This is a genomic window from Microbulbifer sp. TB1203 (genome assembly GCF_030997045.1).
Lineage (GTDB): Bacteria > Pseudomonadota > Gammaproteobacteria > Pseudomonadales > Cellvibrionaceae > Microbulbifer.
In genome coordinates, this window is record NZ_CP116899.1 from 3,947,433 (window position 1) to 3,963,301 (window position 15,869).

Consider the following 15,869-nt stretch of genomic DNA (forward strand, 5'->3'; position numbering starts at 1 on the left):
GGTTGAGGAGATTCGCCGGCATACACACAGGTCGTCGCTGGGGTCGAACCGTTTCATAGCCAAAGCCGAGCGACAATTTGGCCGCGTAATGCGCCGACAAAAACCAGCGTCTGAAGCGGGCAGAAAAATCAGTAATGCGCAGCTGGAATTTGAGAATTAAGTATACTGACCCCGGAACCGCGCAAGTGTCAAAATTTCACGCTAACCCTATTTATTGCCAGCTCTTTAAATGAGGAGATAAAAAATGTTCAGCCATATAATGATCGGCGCCAATGACGTCGAGGAATCCAAAAGATTCTATGACGCCATCCTGGGAGCCCTAGGCCACGAGCCGGGCGTTATCGATGAGAAGGGCCGCTGTTTCTACTTCACCAAAAAAGGCGTCTTTGCAATCACCAAACCCATCAATAACGAACCGGCATGCCACGGCAACGGCAGCACCATTGGCTTCGCGGCAGGGAGTCCCGAGATGGCCGATGCCTGGCACGCAGCGGGGCTGGCCAATGGCGGTACCGAGTGCGAAGATCCCCCCGGTGTGCGCGAAGCCGTTATGGGCAAGCTTTACCTGGCTTACCTGCGCGACCCGTCCGGCAACAAGATTTGTGCTCTCCACCGGATGGGCTGACGATTAAACGATCGCTGAAGGCGCACCGTTAAAGCCATATTTTTCGAGCGCTCTCAGCGATTACTTTGTGTTCGGGATTGACAACGAAGTAGGGTCTTTAAATTCGCATCACGTGAAAACCAACAAAGCCCCGGCAGAGTGATCTGCCGGGGCTTTTTCATCAAACGCCGCCATTACAAGTTGACGGGGCTGTTCGCCAACCGAAGCGGGTTGGCGAACAGCAACAGTCAAGGCGTCGCCAAAGCGCCAACCTCACTGGCGGACAAGGCACCGCAATAGATTCTGAAGTCGTCAATCTTACCGGCCAGGAAGGCATCGGCAGAATATTGCGAGCGGCCCAACCAGTTTTGGTTGGTGCTGTTCAATCGGAAGGGCGCCAGTGCCATTGTTTCATGGCGGGCGGCTTCCGCACCGTTCACATACAAAATCCCAACGCCGTTTTTAAGCGTTACCGCCAGGTGCACCCAGTTTCCGGTTTCCAGGGGATCATTTGCGGTGATGTCTTCATCCGCATGGTAACTGACTTTGGTGATTGCGAATCGGGCAACGCCCTCAGCAGTGACTGGAAGCAGGGTCATATAGCGCTGGTCGCTGACACCGAAATCAAACAGGCGCGCATTGGTTTTGGCTTCGTCCAGGTGGAGCCAGGCAGCCACAGTGAAGTCAGACAGGTCCTCAACTAACCCTTCATCGAGCTGGACAAAGTCATCCACGCCATCCAGCGATACAGCCTGGCCAGTGACTCCCGGTACCAGTTCGGCGCCGTTCATCAGGGTGCCGATGTCGCTGTCATTCACGCTGTTCTTCAGTGTGTCGGATTCGCTCTCATCAAAAGTGAGATGTACTTTCAGGCGTGTGCCCACTTCCGCCAGAGCGGTGTTGGATGGCTCGCTTAGGCCCTCGGCGGACAGGGCGGTTACCCGGTAATGGTAATCCTGTCCGGTCTGGACGTCGGTATCGGTATGGGTCAGGTACTCACCGGGGTAAATCGTGGCAATGGTGGCAAACTCAGCGTCGACGTCGTCGGCGCGCTGCAATTGATAACTCTCCGCGCCGTATGCACCCCACCACGAAAGGACAACGGCATCGCCTTCGATACGCGCTGTCAGGCCGCGCGGAGCACCGCCAATTTCAGGTTCATCCAGCGCTTCGGTCAGGGAGCCCCAGCCCAATTCGTCGTTGCTCCAGCGCCAGACTTCACGGCCAACATCCGCGTGTTTGGCCTCTATCCACGGAGTCGCAATACCGAGCCGGTTCCGGTAATGGTTCAATGGCAACATCCAGGAGCGGCGTTTGTGTCCGCGCGAGTGGCTGGAAATAGATTCATTGTACCTGTCAACACAGTTGGGTCCGTAGGGTGTGAAAGGCACTTCTTCATTGACGTTATAGCGGGCGATGTACTCCATCGCCGACAGCAAACGATAATTCTCCCAGGCAAAAAGGTCGTCGCCCTGATTCCAGGCCTGTTTGGCAATCACACCCATAAGGGTGACGCCGAGGTTGGAATGACCTTGGTCGCGTCCGCTTTCCTGATATTGCCCCATGTTGCCATCGTGCAGGTAGTACACCAGATTATCCAGGGCACCGGTGCCCTGGCCGTGGTAGAGATAATCCAGCGCTTCCCGGTAAATATCCTCGCGGTCGGCAAAAATGCCGATGGCCATCATGCCGGTGATGTTGGCCAAGTCCCAGTTGGCCCAAAAGTGGGACAGGCAGGAACCATCGTGCCTGGCCAGCCAATCGCTGTTTAAGGGGTAGAACAGCTGCAGTAGCATGGTTTGAAAGCGTTCGATATCGGCCTCTGCCCACCCCTCATAGCTGCGCATGATCTCCCCGATGTTGGCAAGTTGGTAACCGTAAAGGCCGGCGGCAAGGTATTTGTCGGTATTGCCGGTCACTTCTTCCAGGGTGGACGACCAATCGTTCAGGAAGGTGACGGCCAGATCGCCATAGGCATCCTCTTTGGTGATATTCCAGGCCAGGGCGAGGCCATACATAGCGCGCAGATCTTCGATCAGGGTCAGGTAATTTTCGTCCGACCCGCCCCTGATAAGACGGGTGAACGCCTGGGGTTTCTGATCCAACTTGGTATCTTCATAGTTGATCAGAGTATTCCAGGTCTCGGCCCAGGGGTTCTCGTCTGCGGCGATCTTGGTGCGCATACGCTCGAAATCCGCCTCGGTGTGCAAGAGGCCGGGATGAATGAAGGGTGACTCTACCGGCTGGGATACATCCCCGCTCGTATCGGCGGTATCATTGTTGTTGTCATTATTGCCGGATGAGTCTGTCCCGTTATTATTGTTGGTCGAGGTTGCCTCATTATTATTGTCGGATGAGGTTGTCCCACTGCCCCCTCCGCCGCAAGCCGTCAATAGCATTACCAACAAACTGCCCACCAAAATCCTGTGCATAAATCCCCCCCCTGAAGATAACGGCATTTGAACGCATTGGGTTTGGCGGAGAACCCGGCTTCGCGAGCCTATGGAGCCGACCAGTCCACCAACAAATACCGGGTTAAAAAGAAGGGGGACACTCTATCAGAGAATGTTTTATCGAGCTGTTTGCACAACAGACATTTAATCCGGTTATGCGAACCAGTTAGCAGATCTGACGGGAGCTGGTGATTCTTGTTTCCAGTGGCATCGCGTACGTTTTGCCTTCAGCGCGTCAGCACATCCGCCAGGGTCAGCATTAACAGCAAAGCAATCCACAGCAATCCGCCCAATGCGAACAGTCGCAGCAGTCCGCTGGCGGCCCGCAGTTGCATAAATACCACCATCACCAGCGCGGACATGGCGATCGCACAAAGAAAGTGCACGGTGTAACGCAAGGCTGTGGAAGCCATTGCGGTCGCCAGCAGGCTGATCCCGAGCAGGATGAGCAGTGCCAGCCAGGTGAATACGGCGGGGCGATAGTTCAATTCAGCCTCTCAGCAAATAAAACAGGGTAAAAATAAAAATCCACACCACATCGATAAAGGCCCAGTAGAGGCCGGCGATATGCAGCTGGCGGTCCAGGCGGTCCGGCCTGCGCCAGCGCCGGACCAGCGCCAGCATCACCACCAGTATCGCGATGCCCACCAACATATGCACTGCGTGCAGGCCGGTAGCGATGAAATATAAGTTGAAAAACAGCTCGGCAATCGCAGGCTGCTCGCCGGGATAGCGGAACGGCAGGCCCAGCACCGGCATCAGTTGGTGGCGGAATTCGCTGTACCACTCGAAGCCTTTGATCGCCAGGAACGCCAGGCCGAGGAGGATGGTGGCCAGCAGCCAGTACACCGCGACTTTTCGCAGCCGCGCGCCCGCCGCCAGCTCGGCCAGCATCATGGTGAGGCCGCTGCTCAACAGCAGCGCGGTATTGATGGCGGCCAGTTTCAAATCGAGGTGTTGCGCCGCCTCCGCAAAGACGTTCGCGTATTGCAGACGCAGAATCGCGAAGGCGGCAAAGAGCCCGCCGAACAGCAGCAGTTCGGTGAGCAGGAACACCCACATGCCCAGCAGCCCGGCGTGGCGCTGCTGGTCCATATTGTCGAACTGGGTTTCCGGCGGTGTTTCGTCCTCCGGCCGCGCGCCGGCCTGTCCGCTACTTGTAGGCATAGGGTTTCTCGGTAACCACCGGCGTTTCCGCAAAATTGTGCACCGGCGGCGGTGATGCCGTCTGCCACTCCAGCCCTGTTGCGTCCCACGGATTGGGTCCGGATTTTTCGCCGTGGCGCAGGGACCAGGACAGATAGATCAACGGCAGCAGATAGCCCAGCGCCAGCACCCCGGCTCCCAGGCTGGACAGCACGTGCAGTATTTCGAACTCCTCCGGGTAGGAGTGGTAGCGCCGCGGCATGCCCGCGTAGCCGAGCAGAAACTGCGGATAGAAAGTGAGATTGAGCCCGATCAGCAACGCCAGCGCGGCCACTGTGGCCCAGGGCCTGGAGTACATGCGCCCGGTGAGTTTGGGCCACCAGAAATGCAGCCCGCCCATATAGCCGGTCACCGCGCCGCCCACCATGATGTAGTGAAAGTGCGCGGTGATGAAATAGGTATCGTGCAGGTGAACATCCAGCGCCAGCGCGGCGAGGAAAACCCCGGTCAGTCCGCCGACGGTAAACAGTTCGAGAAAAGACAGTGCATAGATCATCGACACAGAAAAACTGATCTGTCCGCGAAACAGGGTCGCGGTCCAGTTCAGGGTTTTGATCGCCGAAGGTATCGCCACCAGGAAAGAAAAAAAAGAAAACAAAATCCCCGCGTACATGCTCTGCCCGGACACGAACATATGGTGGCCCCAGACCACAAAGCCGAACAGTGCGATCGCCATTATCGACAGCACCATGCCCATATAGCCGAAGATCGGGTTGCGCGAGAAGCAGGGGATGATTTCCGACACCACCCCCATCGCCGGCAGGATCATGATGTAAACCGCCGGGTGTGAGTAGAACCAGAACAGATGCTGGAACAGCAGCGGATCGCCGCCCAGCGCCGGATCGAAAATACCGATGCCCAGGGCGCGCTCCAGCGCGATCAACACCAGAGTGATCGCCAGCACCGGCGTAGCCAGCACCATAACCAGGCCGGTGGCATAGTTGGCCCACACAAACAGCGGCAGGCGCAACCAGCTGAGCCCCGGGGCGCGCATGGTGTGGGTGGTGACGATAAAATTGATCCCGGTGAGAATCGAGGAAAAGCCGACGATAAAAACCCCGGTGGCCGCGGCCAGCACCGCGGAGTTGGAAAACAGGGTGGAATACGGGGTGTAAAAGGTCCAGCCGGTATCCACGCCGCCGGCAATCACCGCGGCGAGGGTGAAGATCCCGCCGAGGGTATAGATATACCAGGACAGTAAATTCAGTTTGGGAAATGCCATGTCCCGCGCGCCGATCATCATCGGCAGCAGGAAATTGCCCAGGGTGGCGGGTATCGAGGGGATCAGGAAAAACCACACCATCACGATACCGTGCAGGGAAAAAAGCTTGTTGTAGCTCTCCGCGCTGAGCAGGTCGCCGGCCGGGCTGATCAATTCCAGGCGGATCAGTAGCGCCGCGGCGCTGCCGAAAAAGAAAAAGCCGGTGATGGATACCGCGTATAGCCAGGCGATGCGTTTGTGATCGACGGTGAGCAGCCAGGAGCGAATGCTCCAGCCGCCGCTCAGGTAGTCCCGAGGCGTCGCGTGGCGGTCTTCGCTTTCACTGTAAACAACGCTAGTCATTTTGATCGCCGGGTGTGAGTGACTGGATATAGGAGATGATCTGCAGGATTTCCTCTTCGGAAATTTGCCCGGAATAGCTGGGCATGATCGGCTGGTAGCCGGCCACCAGTTGTTTCTGCGGCTGCAAAATGGAGTCGCGGATGTAGGCCTCGTCCGCGACCACGGTCTCGCCGCTGGCGAGCGGCACTGGCTTGCCGAAAATGCCCGCCAGCTCCGGCGCCAGTGTGGCGTCGCCGGGCTTGTGGCAGCCGCTGCAGCCGTAGCTCTGGAACAACTGCTCGCCGGCGTCCGCCGGGCTGGGCGCGTCGCCCTGCCCCGCCAGCCATCGCTGGTAGTCGGTCTGGTTCATCACCACCACTTTGCCGCGCATGCGCGAGTGGTCGGTGCCGCAGTACTCGGCGCAGAACAGGTGGGATTCGCCGGTGCGGATCGGGGTGAACTGGGCGGTGGTGTACATGCCCGGCACTGCGTCGCGCTTGAGCCGGAACGCCGGAAACGACAGGCTGTGGACCACGTCCTGGGAGGTGATGCGCAGTTGCACCGTCTCCCCCACCGGCAGGTGCAGGGTATTGATCTCGCGGGTGCCGTCCGGGTGCTGGAATTTCCACATCCACTGTTTGGCCACCACGTCGATGACGATATCCGTCGCCGGTTCGCCGTAGAGTTTCAGGTACAGCTGGCTGGCCCAGAAGAAGAGCCCGATAAAGGCCGCGCACAGCGACAGCGCAAAGCCGATTTCCACGCGGCGGCCGCTGCGGTCGGACAGCAGTTTGCCCCGCCCGCGGCCCAGGGTGCGCCGGTAGCGCGCCGCGAACACCACCACCAGGCCGGCGAGGATCGCCATCAGCAGCCCGGAAATGCCCAGCAGAGCGTAGTACAGGTGGTCCACCTGGACCGCGTATTCGGAGCCCTGCTGGGGAATCAGTTGCAGCCCGACCTGCGGATCTTCGATCGCCTGCTCGCTCACGGCCGCTCCCTCCACCTCTCGCTCCTCCGCAGACCGATGACCAGACCGCCCAGTGCGAACAGGGACAGTCCGCCACCGAATTGCAGCAGGCGCATCACCGCGACACTGTAGCGGCCCGTATCCGGATCGAAGTGATAGCAGCGCAGCAGCAACTGGTCCACCGGGCTGCCGAGTTTGCCGCGGCCGGCGTCCACCAGCGCCAGGCGCAGGTCCGGCTGTCCGCGCTCGATGCGCAGCAGGTAGCGGCTGACCAGGCCGCCGGTGGCCACCACCACCAGCCCCGCCGGGTGCGCGTAGCTGTCGCGCTCTGCGTCGTAGGCGTATTGGAAACCCACCGCATCGGCCAGGGTATCGACGGCTGCGGCGCCGCCGGTCAGCAGCTGCCAGCTGGAGACGATTTGCCCGTGCCGCTCGCGCAGGCGCCGCGCCAGTTGCGCGGCCTGCGCCGGCGTCTCCCGCGGATCGATACTCACCACTGCCACCCGGTAATCCCCCGCGGCAAACGGCAGATCGGCCGCGGCCCCGGCGAGCTGGTCCAGCACCATGGGGCAGAGGTGCGGGCACTCGAACCAGGACAACACCAGGATCAGCGGGCCCTGTTCGGCCAACGCGGTGAGTGTCATGGCCTCACCATTTGCATTGCGAAACGCCGTCGTCGGCAGCGGCGCGCCGATGCGCTGATTGAATGCCACCGCATCCAGGGTTTTCTCCGCTGTCGGCTGCGCTTCAGCCGCCAGCACGGGCAGTAGAAGCAGCGAACAGATGCGGGTGAGCCAGTTCACTGAGACGCCTCCGCATCCGGCAGGCCGCGCTCGAGCAGCAGGTCCATTGCGCGCTCGATCGGCATATGCACCACCCCGGCCTCCCGGTCCACCCAGCCCACGCTGTGCAGCCGCTGTTGCTCTCGCTCTTGGTAGCCGGCCAGATCCGCGAGAGGGTTGCGCTGCAGGCGCACCTGCCCCGGCGGCACCGGCAGCGGTTCGAACACCGGCGCGGGGGGACGCGGCAGCCAGTAGCGATAGAGCGGCCACATGGCCAGGCCGCCCAGCACCACCAGAGCCAGGGTGAACAGCATGACGTAGACGATCGGGCGTACCCGGGACAGGTCTGCCTCGTGTTTAACCATCTTCAGCCCCGCGGTTTATCCGCTGGCCGGCGTTGTAACCGGCCGCGTAGATGGCGCCGACAACCAATACCAGCGCCGGCACCAGCCAGACCTGCAGCGCACTCCAGCCGCCGAACGCCGGCAGTATCAGCCAGCAGATCTGCAGGACGTGGCCAGCCAGGCAGGACGCCGCCGCAAACATCAGCCAGTCTGCGCGCCCCTTGGCGGCGCTGGACAGCAGAACCAGGAACGGCAGCAGAAAGAAAAGCGCAAAGGAGATCACACTGATCGGCCCCCAGGCGCCCCGGCCGCGGTGGATATACCAGCCGATTTCCTCCGGCAGGTTTGCCGACCAGATCACGATGTACTGGGAAAAGGCGGTGAACGCCCAGCCCAGCAGTATCGCCAGCCACAGGTTGGCCATATCCCGGCGCGCGCCCGGGTCCATGTGCTGCGCGCCCAGCAGCAGCGCGCAGGCGATGGCTGCGGCCACCATGCCGGTACCCAGCATCAGCCCGTAGATATCCGAATAGAACTCCGGCTCCAGGGACATAAACCAGTCGAAGGCAAAAAACGTCAGCGCCAGCAGCCACAGGATCAGTCCCGGCGCCTGTACCGGCGCGGTGCGCCGCCGCCACACGCCCAGCGCCCAGGCGAGCCCCAGCCAGATCGCGAAATAGACCAGGCTGCGAACGACAAAAAAAGGCCGGTTCAGGTAGGCGAGCTTGTTGCGCACTACTTCCGGCAGGTCCTGTGCGGGCAGGGTCCAGGAAAACAGCGTGTGCAGGCCGAACAGCAGCGGCAGCATGGCCGCGGCGAACAGCGGCAGGGTCGCCGCCAGCGCCAGCCACAGCGCGCGGCTCTGTTCGCCCCAGCGCCCGCCGGTGAGGCCGTGGGTCATCAACATCGCCAGCGCGCCCAGCGGCAGCGAGCCCCAGATCAGCGCCGCCGCCAGCCAGCTGGAGGCAAATGCCACTCCGCCGAGTGCGGCGCCGAGTGCGCCCAGTGTCAGCAGCGCAATTCCACCGGGCAGTATCGCGCGCGGAGTCACGGCGCTTTTCCCCCCTGGTTTTGCCGCTCCAGTTCCCGGCGCTGCTGCGGGGTGAGGTCCTCCAGCGAACCGTGCTGGGAGAGTTGCAGCGCGCGAATATAGGCGGCAATGGCCCAGCGCTCCTCCGGCGGCACCCGCGCGGCGTAGGAATACATCACACCGAAGCCGTCGCTGATCACATCGTAGAAATGGCCGAGCGGCGCATTGCGCAGCCGCGCGTTGTGCAGTGACGGCGGTGCGGGAAAACCGCGCTGCACGATGGCGCCGTCGCCGTTGCCGGTACCGCCGTGGCAGGGGCTGCAAAAAATATCGAAACGCTCGCGGCCCAGTTCCAGCAGCTCGCGGCTCAGGGGTTCGGGCAGGGTGTTCGGGCGCGTCTCCACTGCCTGGTTGCGGGATACCGTGCCCTCCACCGGCATTCGGGCGGACTGGTCGTTCGGCCAGCCGGGCGCGGCCTGGTAGGGATCGTAGCGGGGCTGGTTGCGCATATCCTGGCCGCAGGCGCAGAGCAGGAATATTGCGGCGAAGATCAGCACAGGTCCCTGGTGCGGGACCGGGTTCCGAAGCTCCTGTAGGAGCGGTCCGGCCGGGAGCGGCCCATGGCCGCGATCGGACTTTCCGCCGGCCGCGGGCGCTGATCGCGGGTTCCCGCAACGCAGGATTATTTCGAGTTCCCGAGGCGGGCCTGCGGCCCGCAAGCGGAGCTGGAGCTCCGCGTTCCCGGGTTGGGTCGCCACCACCCTGGATTCTGTGCCGGGCCGCATCACAACGTCAGCTCCCGCACATATTCGGCCCCCTGCGCGCGCAGGAAATCCTCCACCTCTGCGGGATCGCCGCCGCGAACACTCAGGAAAAATCCGTCCGCGGAGGCGCGGGCAAAGTCGTCGCAGTTGAATATCGGGTGGTAGTAATGGGGCAGGCGGTCTTTGGCCAGCATGGTGATGGTCGCGGCCATCACCGTGGAGAAGATGCCCACTTGAAAGGTGACCGGCAGAAACGCGGGCCAGCTGTTGAGTGGCTTGCCGCCCACCACAAACGGATAGTCGATCACCGCGGTGTACCACTGCAGAAAAAAAGCCGCAGCCGCGGCGGTTACGCCCAGTGACAGCGCGATCAGCGGAATACCCTTTTCGCGAAAGGTGAGCGCCTCGGCCAGCCCCGGCACGGGAAAAGGCGCGTGGGCCTCCAGCCGCCGATAGCCGGCCTCGCGCGCGCTTAGGGTGGCGGCTACAAGCGCCTCCGGGCCGGCGAAGCGGGCGATCAGGCCATAGTGGTTTTGCTCGGAGTGGTTTTGCTCAGTCACCGCTTTTCTCCTTGTGAACCGCGCGGTAGATCGACACCCGCATGTCGTGCATCGACACCACCGGAGCCAGGCGCACGAACGCCAGCAGCAGGAATGCGAACAGTCCCAGCGAACCCAATGCCACCAACAAGTCCCACAGGGTGGGCCCGGAGAGGCCCCAGGTGGAGGGCATATAGCTCGCATAGGTGCTGGTGAACACTATCTGGAGTCGCTCAAGCCACATGCCGATATTGCTGGTGATCGCCAATGCAAGCAGCATCGCCGGCGAGCGGCGCACCTGCCTGAACCACAGCAGCTGCACCAGCAGCGAGTTGCACACAAACATGGCCCACCAGGCGGGCGCGTAGGGGCCGGTCCAGCGGTTGATGTACACCGCGCGCTGGTACGGGTCGCCGGAGTACCAGGCGGTAAAAACTTCCTGGATATAGGCGTAGTTCACCACCAGCGCGAACAGCAGCATCATGCGCCCCAGGTAATCCAGGTGGCGGCGGGTGATCAGGTCCTTGAGGCCGAACATCGCGCGGGTGACCACCGCCAGGAAAGACACGGTGGCAAAGCCGGAAAAAAGCGCTCCGGCGACGAAATACGGCGGGAAGATGGTGAAGTGGAACCCCGGCACCAGCGACACCGCCAGGTCCAGGGAGATAATGCCGGTCACCGACACCACGATCGGCGCCGCCACCGCCGCCAGCACCCGGTTGACCTGCTCGTAGCGCGCCCAGTGCAGCGCCGAGCCGCGCCAGCCCAGCGCCATAACCCCGTAAAAAATCTGCAGCCCGCGGGAGTGCGCGCGGTCGCGCAGGGTGGCGAAATCCGGCAGCAGGCTGAAGTACAGAAAGCCCAGGGTGAACACGAAATAGGTGGAGATGGCGAAGAAATCCCACACCAGTGGGCTGCGCCACTGGGGCCACAGGTCCATGGTATTGGGATAAGGGATCAGGAACTGCATAAACTGCGGCCGCCCCAGGTGGACGATGGCGTAGATGCCGGCGCAGATGATCGCGAACAGGGCCATCGCCTCCGCCAGTCGCGCCACCGGCGCGCGCCACGGCTGGCGCGTGAGCAGCAGCACCGCGGAAATCAGCGTGCCGGCGTGGGCGATACCGATCCACCAGATGGTGTTCACGATGGGGAAACCCCAGGCCACCGGGATATTGACCCCGAACAGCCCGACGCCGACGGTGAACACCACGCCCAGGCACACCACAAACATCAGCGCCAGCGCCGCGGACACCGCAAATGCCAGCCGCCACCGGCCCCGCGCGCGCGGCTCCAGCACCAGGCCGGCGATGCGCTCGGTCATCGTTGTGTGGGTCAGGCCCTCGGGCAGCAGGGTTTCCGGTGTTGTCTGCGGCATTTCCTGGTCCCTGAAATGATCGCGTCGACTCCAGGTGAAAGATGGCAATTTTGTAGGATGGGCAAAGCGCAGCGTGCCCATCTTCGACGATGCTGATGGGCACGCTGCGCTTTGCCCATCCTACGCGTCATTCAATCTCCGGAATTGTCGTCTTCCTTCAGCTCGGGATTGGGGTTGTGCACCGCCGCCAGGTAGGTGGTGCGGGGCCGGGTGTTCAGCTCTTCCAGCATGGCATAGTTCAGCGGAAGTGCCTTCAGCCGGTTGAGTTCACCGCCGGCTTGGGCCTGGTCGCCGAACACGATCGCCTGTGTGGGGCAGGCCTGCTGACAGGCGGTCTGCAGTGGTGTGTCCGGGTCCCAGCGCGCGGCGGCGATGCGCTGTACGCAGTAGGTGCACTTCTCCATCACTCCCCGCGCGCGCACCGTCACATCCGGGTTTTGCAGCGCCGGCTGTGCCGGGTAGGCGGCATTGCTGTCCGTGTAGTTGAACCAGTTGAAACGGCGCACTTTGTAGGGGCAGTTCTGGGAGCAGTAGCGGGTGCCGATACAGCGCTGGTAGATCATCTGGTTGAGCCCGTCCGCGGAGTGCAGTGTGGCCTCCACCGGGCACACGTATTCGCAGGGGGCGTTTTCGCAGTGCATGCAGGGCACCGGCTGGAAGGTGGTGCGCGGCTGCGGTTCCGTGTCGGGAAAATAGCGGTCCACCCGCAGCCAGTGCATATGGTGGCCGCGGATCACTTCCTCGGCGCCCACCACCGGGATATTGTTCTCCGCCTGGCAGGCGGTGACGCAGGCGTTGCAGCCGATGCAGGCGGAAAGGTCGATGGCCATGCCCCAGGCGTGCTCGCTCTCTTCTCCCTTTATTGGCCAGTCCTCCGGGTAGAGCGACAGCTCCGGAGGAAGGTGCCGGGCGAAGGCGGGGTTGCGGCGATAGCTGTCCAGGTCCGTTGCGCGGATCAGATCCCGCCCCTCGATCCTGTCGTGGATTTGTATCAGCGCCAGTTTTTGCCGCCTGCCGGTGGGCGCCAGGGTCGCCGGCATTGCCCAGGGGCTGGCGCTGCTGCGCAGCTGGTAGGCGCTCACTCCCACGCCGTCGCCGACCCGACCGGCGGCGGTGCGCCCGTAGCCGAGATACAGGGTGACCGCGTTTACCGGTTGCCCCGGTAGCGCCAGCACCGGCACCGGTAGTTTTCTGCCGCCGCTCTCCAGCTCGACCAGGTCGCCGTCGTGCAGATCCCGCTCCGCGGCCAGTTTCGGGCTGATCAGCAGCGCGTTGTCCCAGGTCAGGGTGGTGAGGGGGCGGGGCATTTCCTGCAGCCAGCCGTTGTTGGCGTAGCGGCCGTCCCACAGCGCCGGGTCCGGGCGCAGTTGCAAGGTCAGCCCTGTGGCCGCGGGCCGGGGCGCGGGGAGCCGAGCAGTCCAGCCGGCGGTGGGCTCGGCGGCTACAGCTCCGGCCGCGGTTTCCGGCACCAGCCCGTCGTGCAGGCTGCGGCGCCAGAAAACCTCGAAGTCGTCGCCCCGGTGGCGGCTTTGCCAATACTCCCGTAACGGCTTCAGCGCTTCCTCGTCCACGCCCCGCTCCAGCGCGGCGAACAGCTGCAGGGCCGATTTGCCGCCGTGCAGGGGCTGGATCAGCGGCTGCAACAGGGTGACGCTGCCGTCGTAGGCGCGGGCATCGGCCCAGGTTTCCAGCGGGTGCGCCGCCGGGATATGCCATTGGGAGAGGCGCGCGGTCTCGTCAAAATACTCGCCCCAGTGCAGCCGCCAGGGCACTTTCCGGAAGGCCTCGGCAAAGGCGAGATCGGCGGGCGCGCTGTACACCGGGTTGCTGTCCAGCACCACCAGGTCCCGCACCGCGCCGGTGTTTATTGCCGCGGTCAGCTCTACAAGCGATTCCGCACCGGTGTCGAAGGCCACCGGCGGTATCCACTCCAGTGTTTTTCCGAAAGCGCTGAGTTTGTGGTTGATGGCGTGGGCCAGCGCGTGCACCGCGGCCGGCTGCTGGTCGCCGGGGACGACCAGCGCCGCGCCGGGGTGGCGTTGCAGATCCTTCGCCAGCACGTCGATCCAGGGTTCGGGGAGCGGATTTTGCCGCGGCGGCGCCACCGGGATTCCCAGGGCGATTGCGAGCTGGCGCGCCGCGTCCTCTATCTGCGGGTAGGCCAGGCCGTAGCGCTGGTCGGCGTTGGCGCCGGTGACGCTGGGGGTGGATTCGACGGCGTAGAGCCGGGCGAGGTTTTCATTGCCGTCCCGCGGGCGGCGGCGCGCGGTGAAATCCCGCGCATAGCGCAGGAAGCCGGGCTGGGACTGCATAAAGTCCGCGTCCAGCGCCAGCGCCACCTGCGCCCGGTCGAAGCGGTAGCGCGGCTCCAGGGCCTGGCCCAACAGCAGGCGGCTGCCGGCGTAGACACCGTCGCGGTCCACCGGATCGTGGACGAACCAGCGCGCTTCGGGCCAGCGCCCGCGCAGCGCGTCGATGCGGGCCTGAACGCTCGGCGAGGTGATTCTGCCGCTGACGAAGCACAGACCCTGCCCTCTGTTCGCATTCCACTGCGCCTGCCGTTTCTGCAGTGCGCGCAGGCATTCGGTGTAGCTGGCGATGGCGCCGCGGTGGCGCACCGAGGCGGAGCGTTCCGGGTCGTAGAGGGACAGCACCGAGGCCTGGGCGATGGCGTCGCAGGCGCCGAGGGTCGCGGGGTGCTCAGGATTGCCCTCCAGTTTGATCGGCCGGCCCAAGTCGCTTTCTACCAGCACCCCCTGGGCGTAGCCGGCGACGATCGCCGCGCTGGCGTAGTAGTTGGGGCGCCCCGGCACCAGGTGTTCCGGCATGCGCACATAGGGCACCAGGTGTTCCCGCGGCTCGCGGCTGCAGCCCGGAAGCCCGGCCAGGGCCAGGCTGGCACCCATCAGTTTCAACAGGCCGCGGCGGCTCAGGGGCCGGTCCGCCTGCGCCAGCTCCGCCAGGCTGCGCCAGTAGCCGGCGCCGCGCTTGCCGGCGAGCTGCTCGCGCAACGCTTCCGGGGCGCCGGGTCCTTTTTTGTCGCCAGGCTTTAGCGGTGGCATATCACGCACTCGGTCATTCGATCCGTGTGAATCCGGTATTGGTGCAGCAGGGCGTCGCCGTTGCCGGCGGGCGCATAGCCCATGGCGGTGATCCGGTCCTTCGGGCGCAGTGCGATTGCGGGGTGGCGGTGGCAGTCCAGGCACCACTGCATGGTCATCGGCTTCGCCTGTCGCATCAGCGGCATCCGGTCCACCCGTCCATGGCAGGACTCGCAGCCGATGCCGCGGGTTACATGGGCCTGATGGTTAAAGTAGACAAAATCCGGCAGCTTGTGCACGCGGACCCACACCAGCGGCCGGTCCTGCTTCAGGCTTTCGCGCACCGGCGCGAGCATCTGCGCATTGGTCCACAGCTGGGAGTGGCAGCTCATGCAGGTGTAGGTATCCGGCAGCCCGGCAAAGGTCGAGCGGTCCACAGAGGTATGGCAGTAGCGGCAGTCGATGCCCAGGCCGCCCACGTGATGTTCATGGCTGAAAGGCACCGGCTGTTCCGGTACCGCGCCCTGGCCGGTGAGATAGGGGGAGCGGTCCACGAAATAGGCGACACAGGCGACGGCCAGCAGCGCCAGCGCGCCGCCGACGAGCAGAATGCGTGTCAGCCCATTGATCCTGGGGTGAAAGATCTGCGGCATGGGCACCTTCCATGGGGGAATGCCTTGCTGGACTGCCTGTTAGGGTTTCTAGCAGCCTAGCCCATTTGGTCGCGGGGAGGGGCGGCCACAGAGGTCCATCACAGACGGACGTTGGCGGAGATTCGCTCTAAACTTCAGCTATGGAATCCAGATCCCTTTATCTTCTTGCCGCGGACGCCGTCCTGCTTTTTCACACGCTATTTGTGGCGTTTGTCGTGTTCAGTTTGCCGTTGATCTTTATGGGCAAATTTTTGCGCTGGTCCTGGGTGCGCAATCCCTGGTACAGGTTGGCGCATCTGCTGGCAATCGCCATAGTGGTCCTGGAATCCTGGGCGGGAGTTATCTGCCCGTTCACCATTTGGGAAATGGCACTGCGTACGAAAACCGGTGAAGCGGTGTATACGGGTTCGTTTATATCCCATTGGCTGGATACGCTCTTGTACTACCAGGCGCCGGAGTGGGTGTTCAGAGTTGTGTATACCGCATTTGGGCTGCTTGTTCTCGGAAGCTGGTATTGGGTGCGCCCGCGCCCGCTCAGAAAACCCGCTCCTCCGGCGTGAATCCT

The 15,869-nt window shown here is 63.1% G+C and carries 15 protein-coding genes; 2 read left to right on the forward strand and 13 right to left on the reverse strand.

The window, feature by feature from the left end; genetic code table 11:
- Positions 1-244: 244 nt before the first annotated feature.
- Positions 245-625, forward strand: coding sequence for a VOC family protein (locus tag PP263_RS16840; RefSeq protein WP_308364927.1), 381 nt, complete (start codon positions 245-247; stop codon positions 623-625).
- 227 nt (positions 626-852) lie between these two features.
- Here the strand turns inward: PP263_RS16840 and PP263_RS16845 are convergent, their stop codons facing one another.
- The 13 genes from PP263_RS16845 to PP263_RS16905 all read right to left on the reverse strand — a co-directional run bounded on the left by PP263_RS16845 (position 853) and on the right by PP263_RS16905 (position 15,304).
- Positions 853-3,036, reverse strand: coding sequence for a LamG-like jellyroll fold domain-containing protein (locus tag PP263_RS16845; protein WP_308364928.1), 2,184 nt, complete (start codon positions 3,034-3,036; stop codon positions 853-855).
- Positions 3,037-3,284: 248 nt separating this feature from the next.
- The gene (locus tag PP263_RS16850) at positions 3,285-3,545 is read right to left on the reverse strand and encodes a hypothetical protein (RefSeq protein WP_308364929.1); all 261 of its coding nucleotides are present in this window, start codon (positions 3,543-3,545) and stop codon (positions 3,285-3,287) included.
- 1 nt (position 3,546) lies between these two features.
- A complete protein-coding gene (locus PP263_RS16855; RefSeq protein WP_308364930.1) occupies positions 3,547-4,224 on the reverse strand; it encodes a cytochrome c oxidase subunit 3 in 678 nt (225 codons plus the stop codon).
- The gene (locus PP263_RS16860; RefSeq protein ID WP_308364932.1) at positions 4,211-5,827 is read right to left on the reverse strand and encodes a cbb3-type cytochrome c oxidase subunit I; all 1,617 of its coding nucleotides are present in this window, start codon (positions 5,825-5,827) and stop codon (positions 4,211-4,213) included. Before PP263_RS16860 ends, PP263_RS16855 begins: the two co-directional genes overlap by 14 nt.
- The gene (gene coxB / locus PP263_RS16865) at positions 5,820-6,794 is read right to left on the reverse strand and encodes a cytochrome c oxidase subunit II (RefSeq protein ID WP_308364933.1); all 975 of its coding nucleotides are present in this window, start codon (positions 6,792-6,794) and stop codon (positions 5,820-5,822) included. The genes PP263_RS16860 and coxB overlap by 8 nt, the downstream gene beginning before the upstream one ends.
- Complete coding sequence (locus PP263_RS16870; RefSeq protein WP_308364934.1) at positions 6,791-7,576, reverse strand: SCO family protein; 786 nt, start codon at positions 7,574-7,576, stop codon at positions 6,791-6,793. The genes coxB and PP263_RS16870 overlap by 4 nt, the downstream gene beginning before the upstream one ends.
- Positions 7,573-7,920: a hypothetical protein gene (locus PP263_RS16875; RefSeq protein WP_308364936.1), complete on the reverse strand. Its 348-nt coding sequence runs from the start codon at positions 7,918-7,920 to the stop codon at positions 7,573-7,575. Before PP263_RS16875 ends, PP263_RS16870 begins: the two co-directional genes overlap by 4 nt.
- The gene (locus PP263_RS16880; protein WP_308364938.1) at positions 7,913-8,950 is read right to left on the reverse strand and encodes a hypothetical protein; all 1,038 of its coding nucleotides are present in this window, start codon (positions 8,948-8,950) and stop codon (positions 7,913-7,915) included. Before PP263_RS16880 ends, PP263_RS16875 begins: the two co-directional genes overlap by 8 nt.
- The gene (locus PP263_RS16885) at positions 8,947-9,486 is read right to left on the reverse strand and encodes a cytochrome c (protein ID WP_308364940.1); all 540 of its coding nucleotides are present in this window, start codon (positions 9,484-9,486) and stop codon (positions 8,947-8,949) included. Before PP263_RS16885 ends, PP263_RS16880 begins: the two co-directional genes overlap by 4 nt.
- A gap of 227 nt (positions 9,487-9,713) precedes the next feature.
- On the reverse strand, positions 9,714-10,253 hold the full coding sequence (locus PP263_RS16890; RefSeq protein WP_308364941.1) for a DUF3341 domain-containing protein: 540 nt from the start codon (positions 10,251-10,253) through the stop codon (positions 9,714-9,716).
- Complete coding sequence (nrfD, locus tag PP263_RS16895) at positions 10,246-11,610, reverse strand: NrfD/PsrC family molybdoenzyme membrane anchor subunit (RefSeq protein ID WP_308364943.1); 1,365 nt, start codon at positions 11,608-11,610, stop codon at positions 10,246-10,248. Before nrfD ends, PP263_RS16890 begins: the two co-directional genes overlap by 8 nt.
- Positions 11,611-11,741: 131 nt before the next feature.
- Complete coding sequence (locus tag PP263_RS16900; RefSeq protein ID WP_308364944.1) at positions 11,742-14,672, reverse strand: 4Fe-4S dicluster domain-containing protein; 2,931 nt, start codon at positions 14,670-14,672, stop codon at positions 11,742-11,744.
- Positions 14,660-15,304: a cytochrome c3 family protein gene (locus PP263_RS16905; RefSeq protein WP_308364945.1), complete on the reverse strand. Its 645-nt coding sequence runs from the start codon at positions 15,302-15,304 to the stop codon at positions 14,660-14,662. The genes PP263_RS16900 and PP263_RS16905 overlap by 13 nt, the downstream gene beginning before the upstream one ends.
- A gap of 140 nt (positions 15,305-15,444) precedes the next feature.
- On the opposite strand from PP263_RS16905, the gene PP263_RS16910 reads away from it, so the two are divergent.
- A complete protein-coding gene (locus PP263_RS16910; protein WP_308364946.1) occupies positions 15,445-15,864 on the forward strand; it encodes a DUF2784 domain-containing protein in 420 nt (139 codons plus the stop codon).
- The last annotated feature ends 5 nt before the right edge of the window (positions 15,865-15,869 follow it).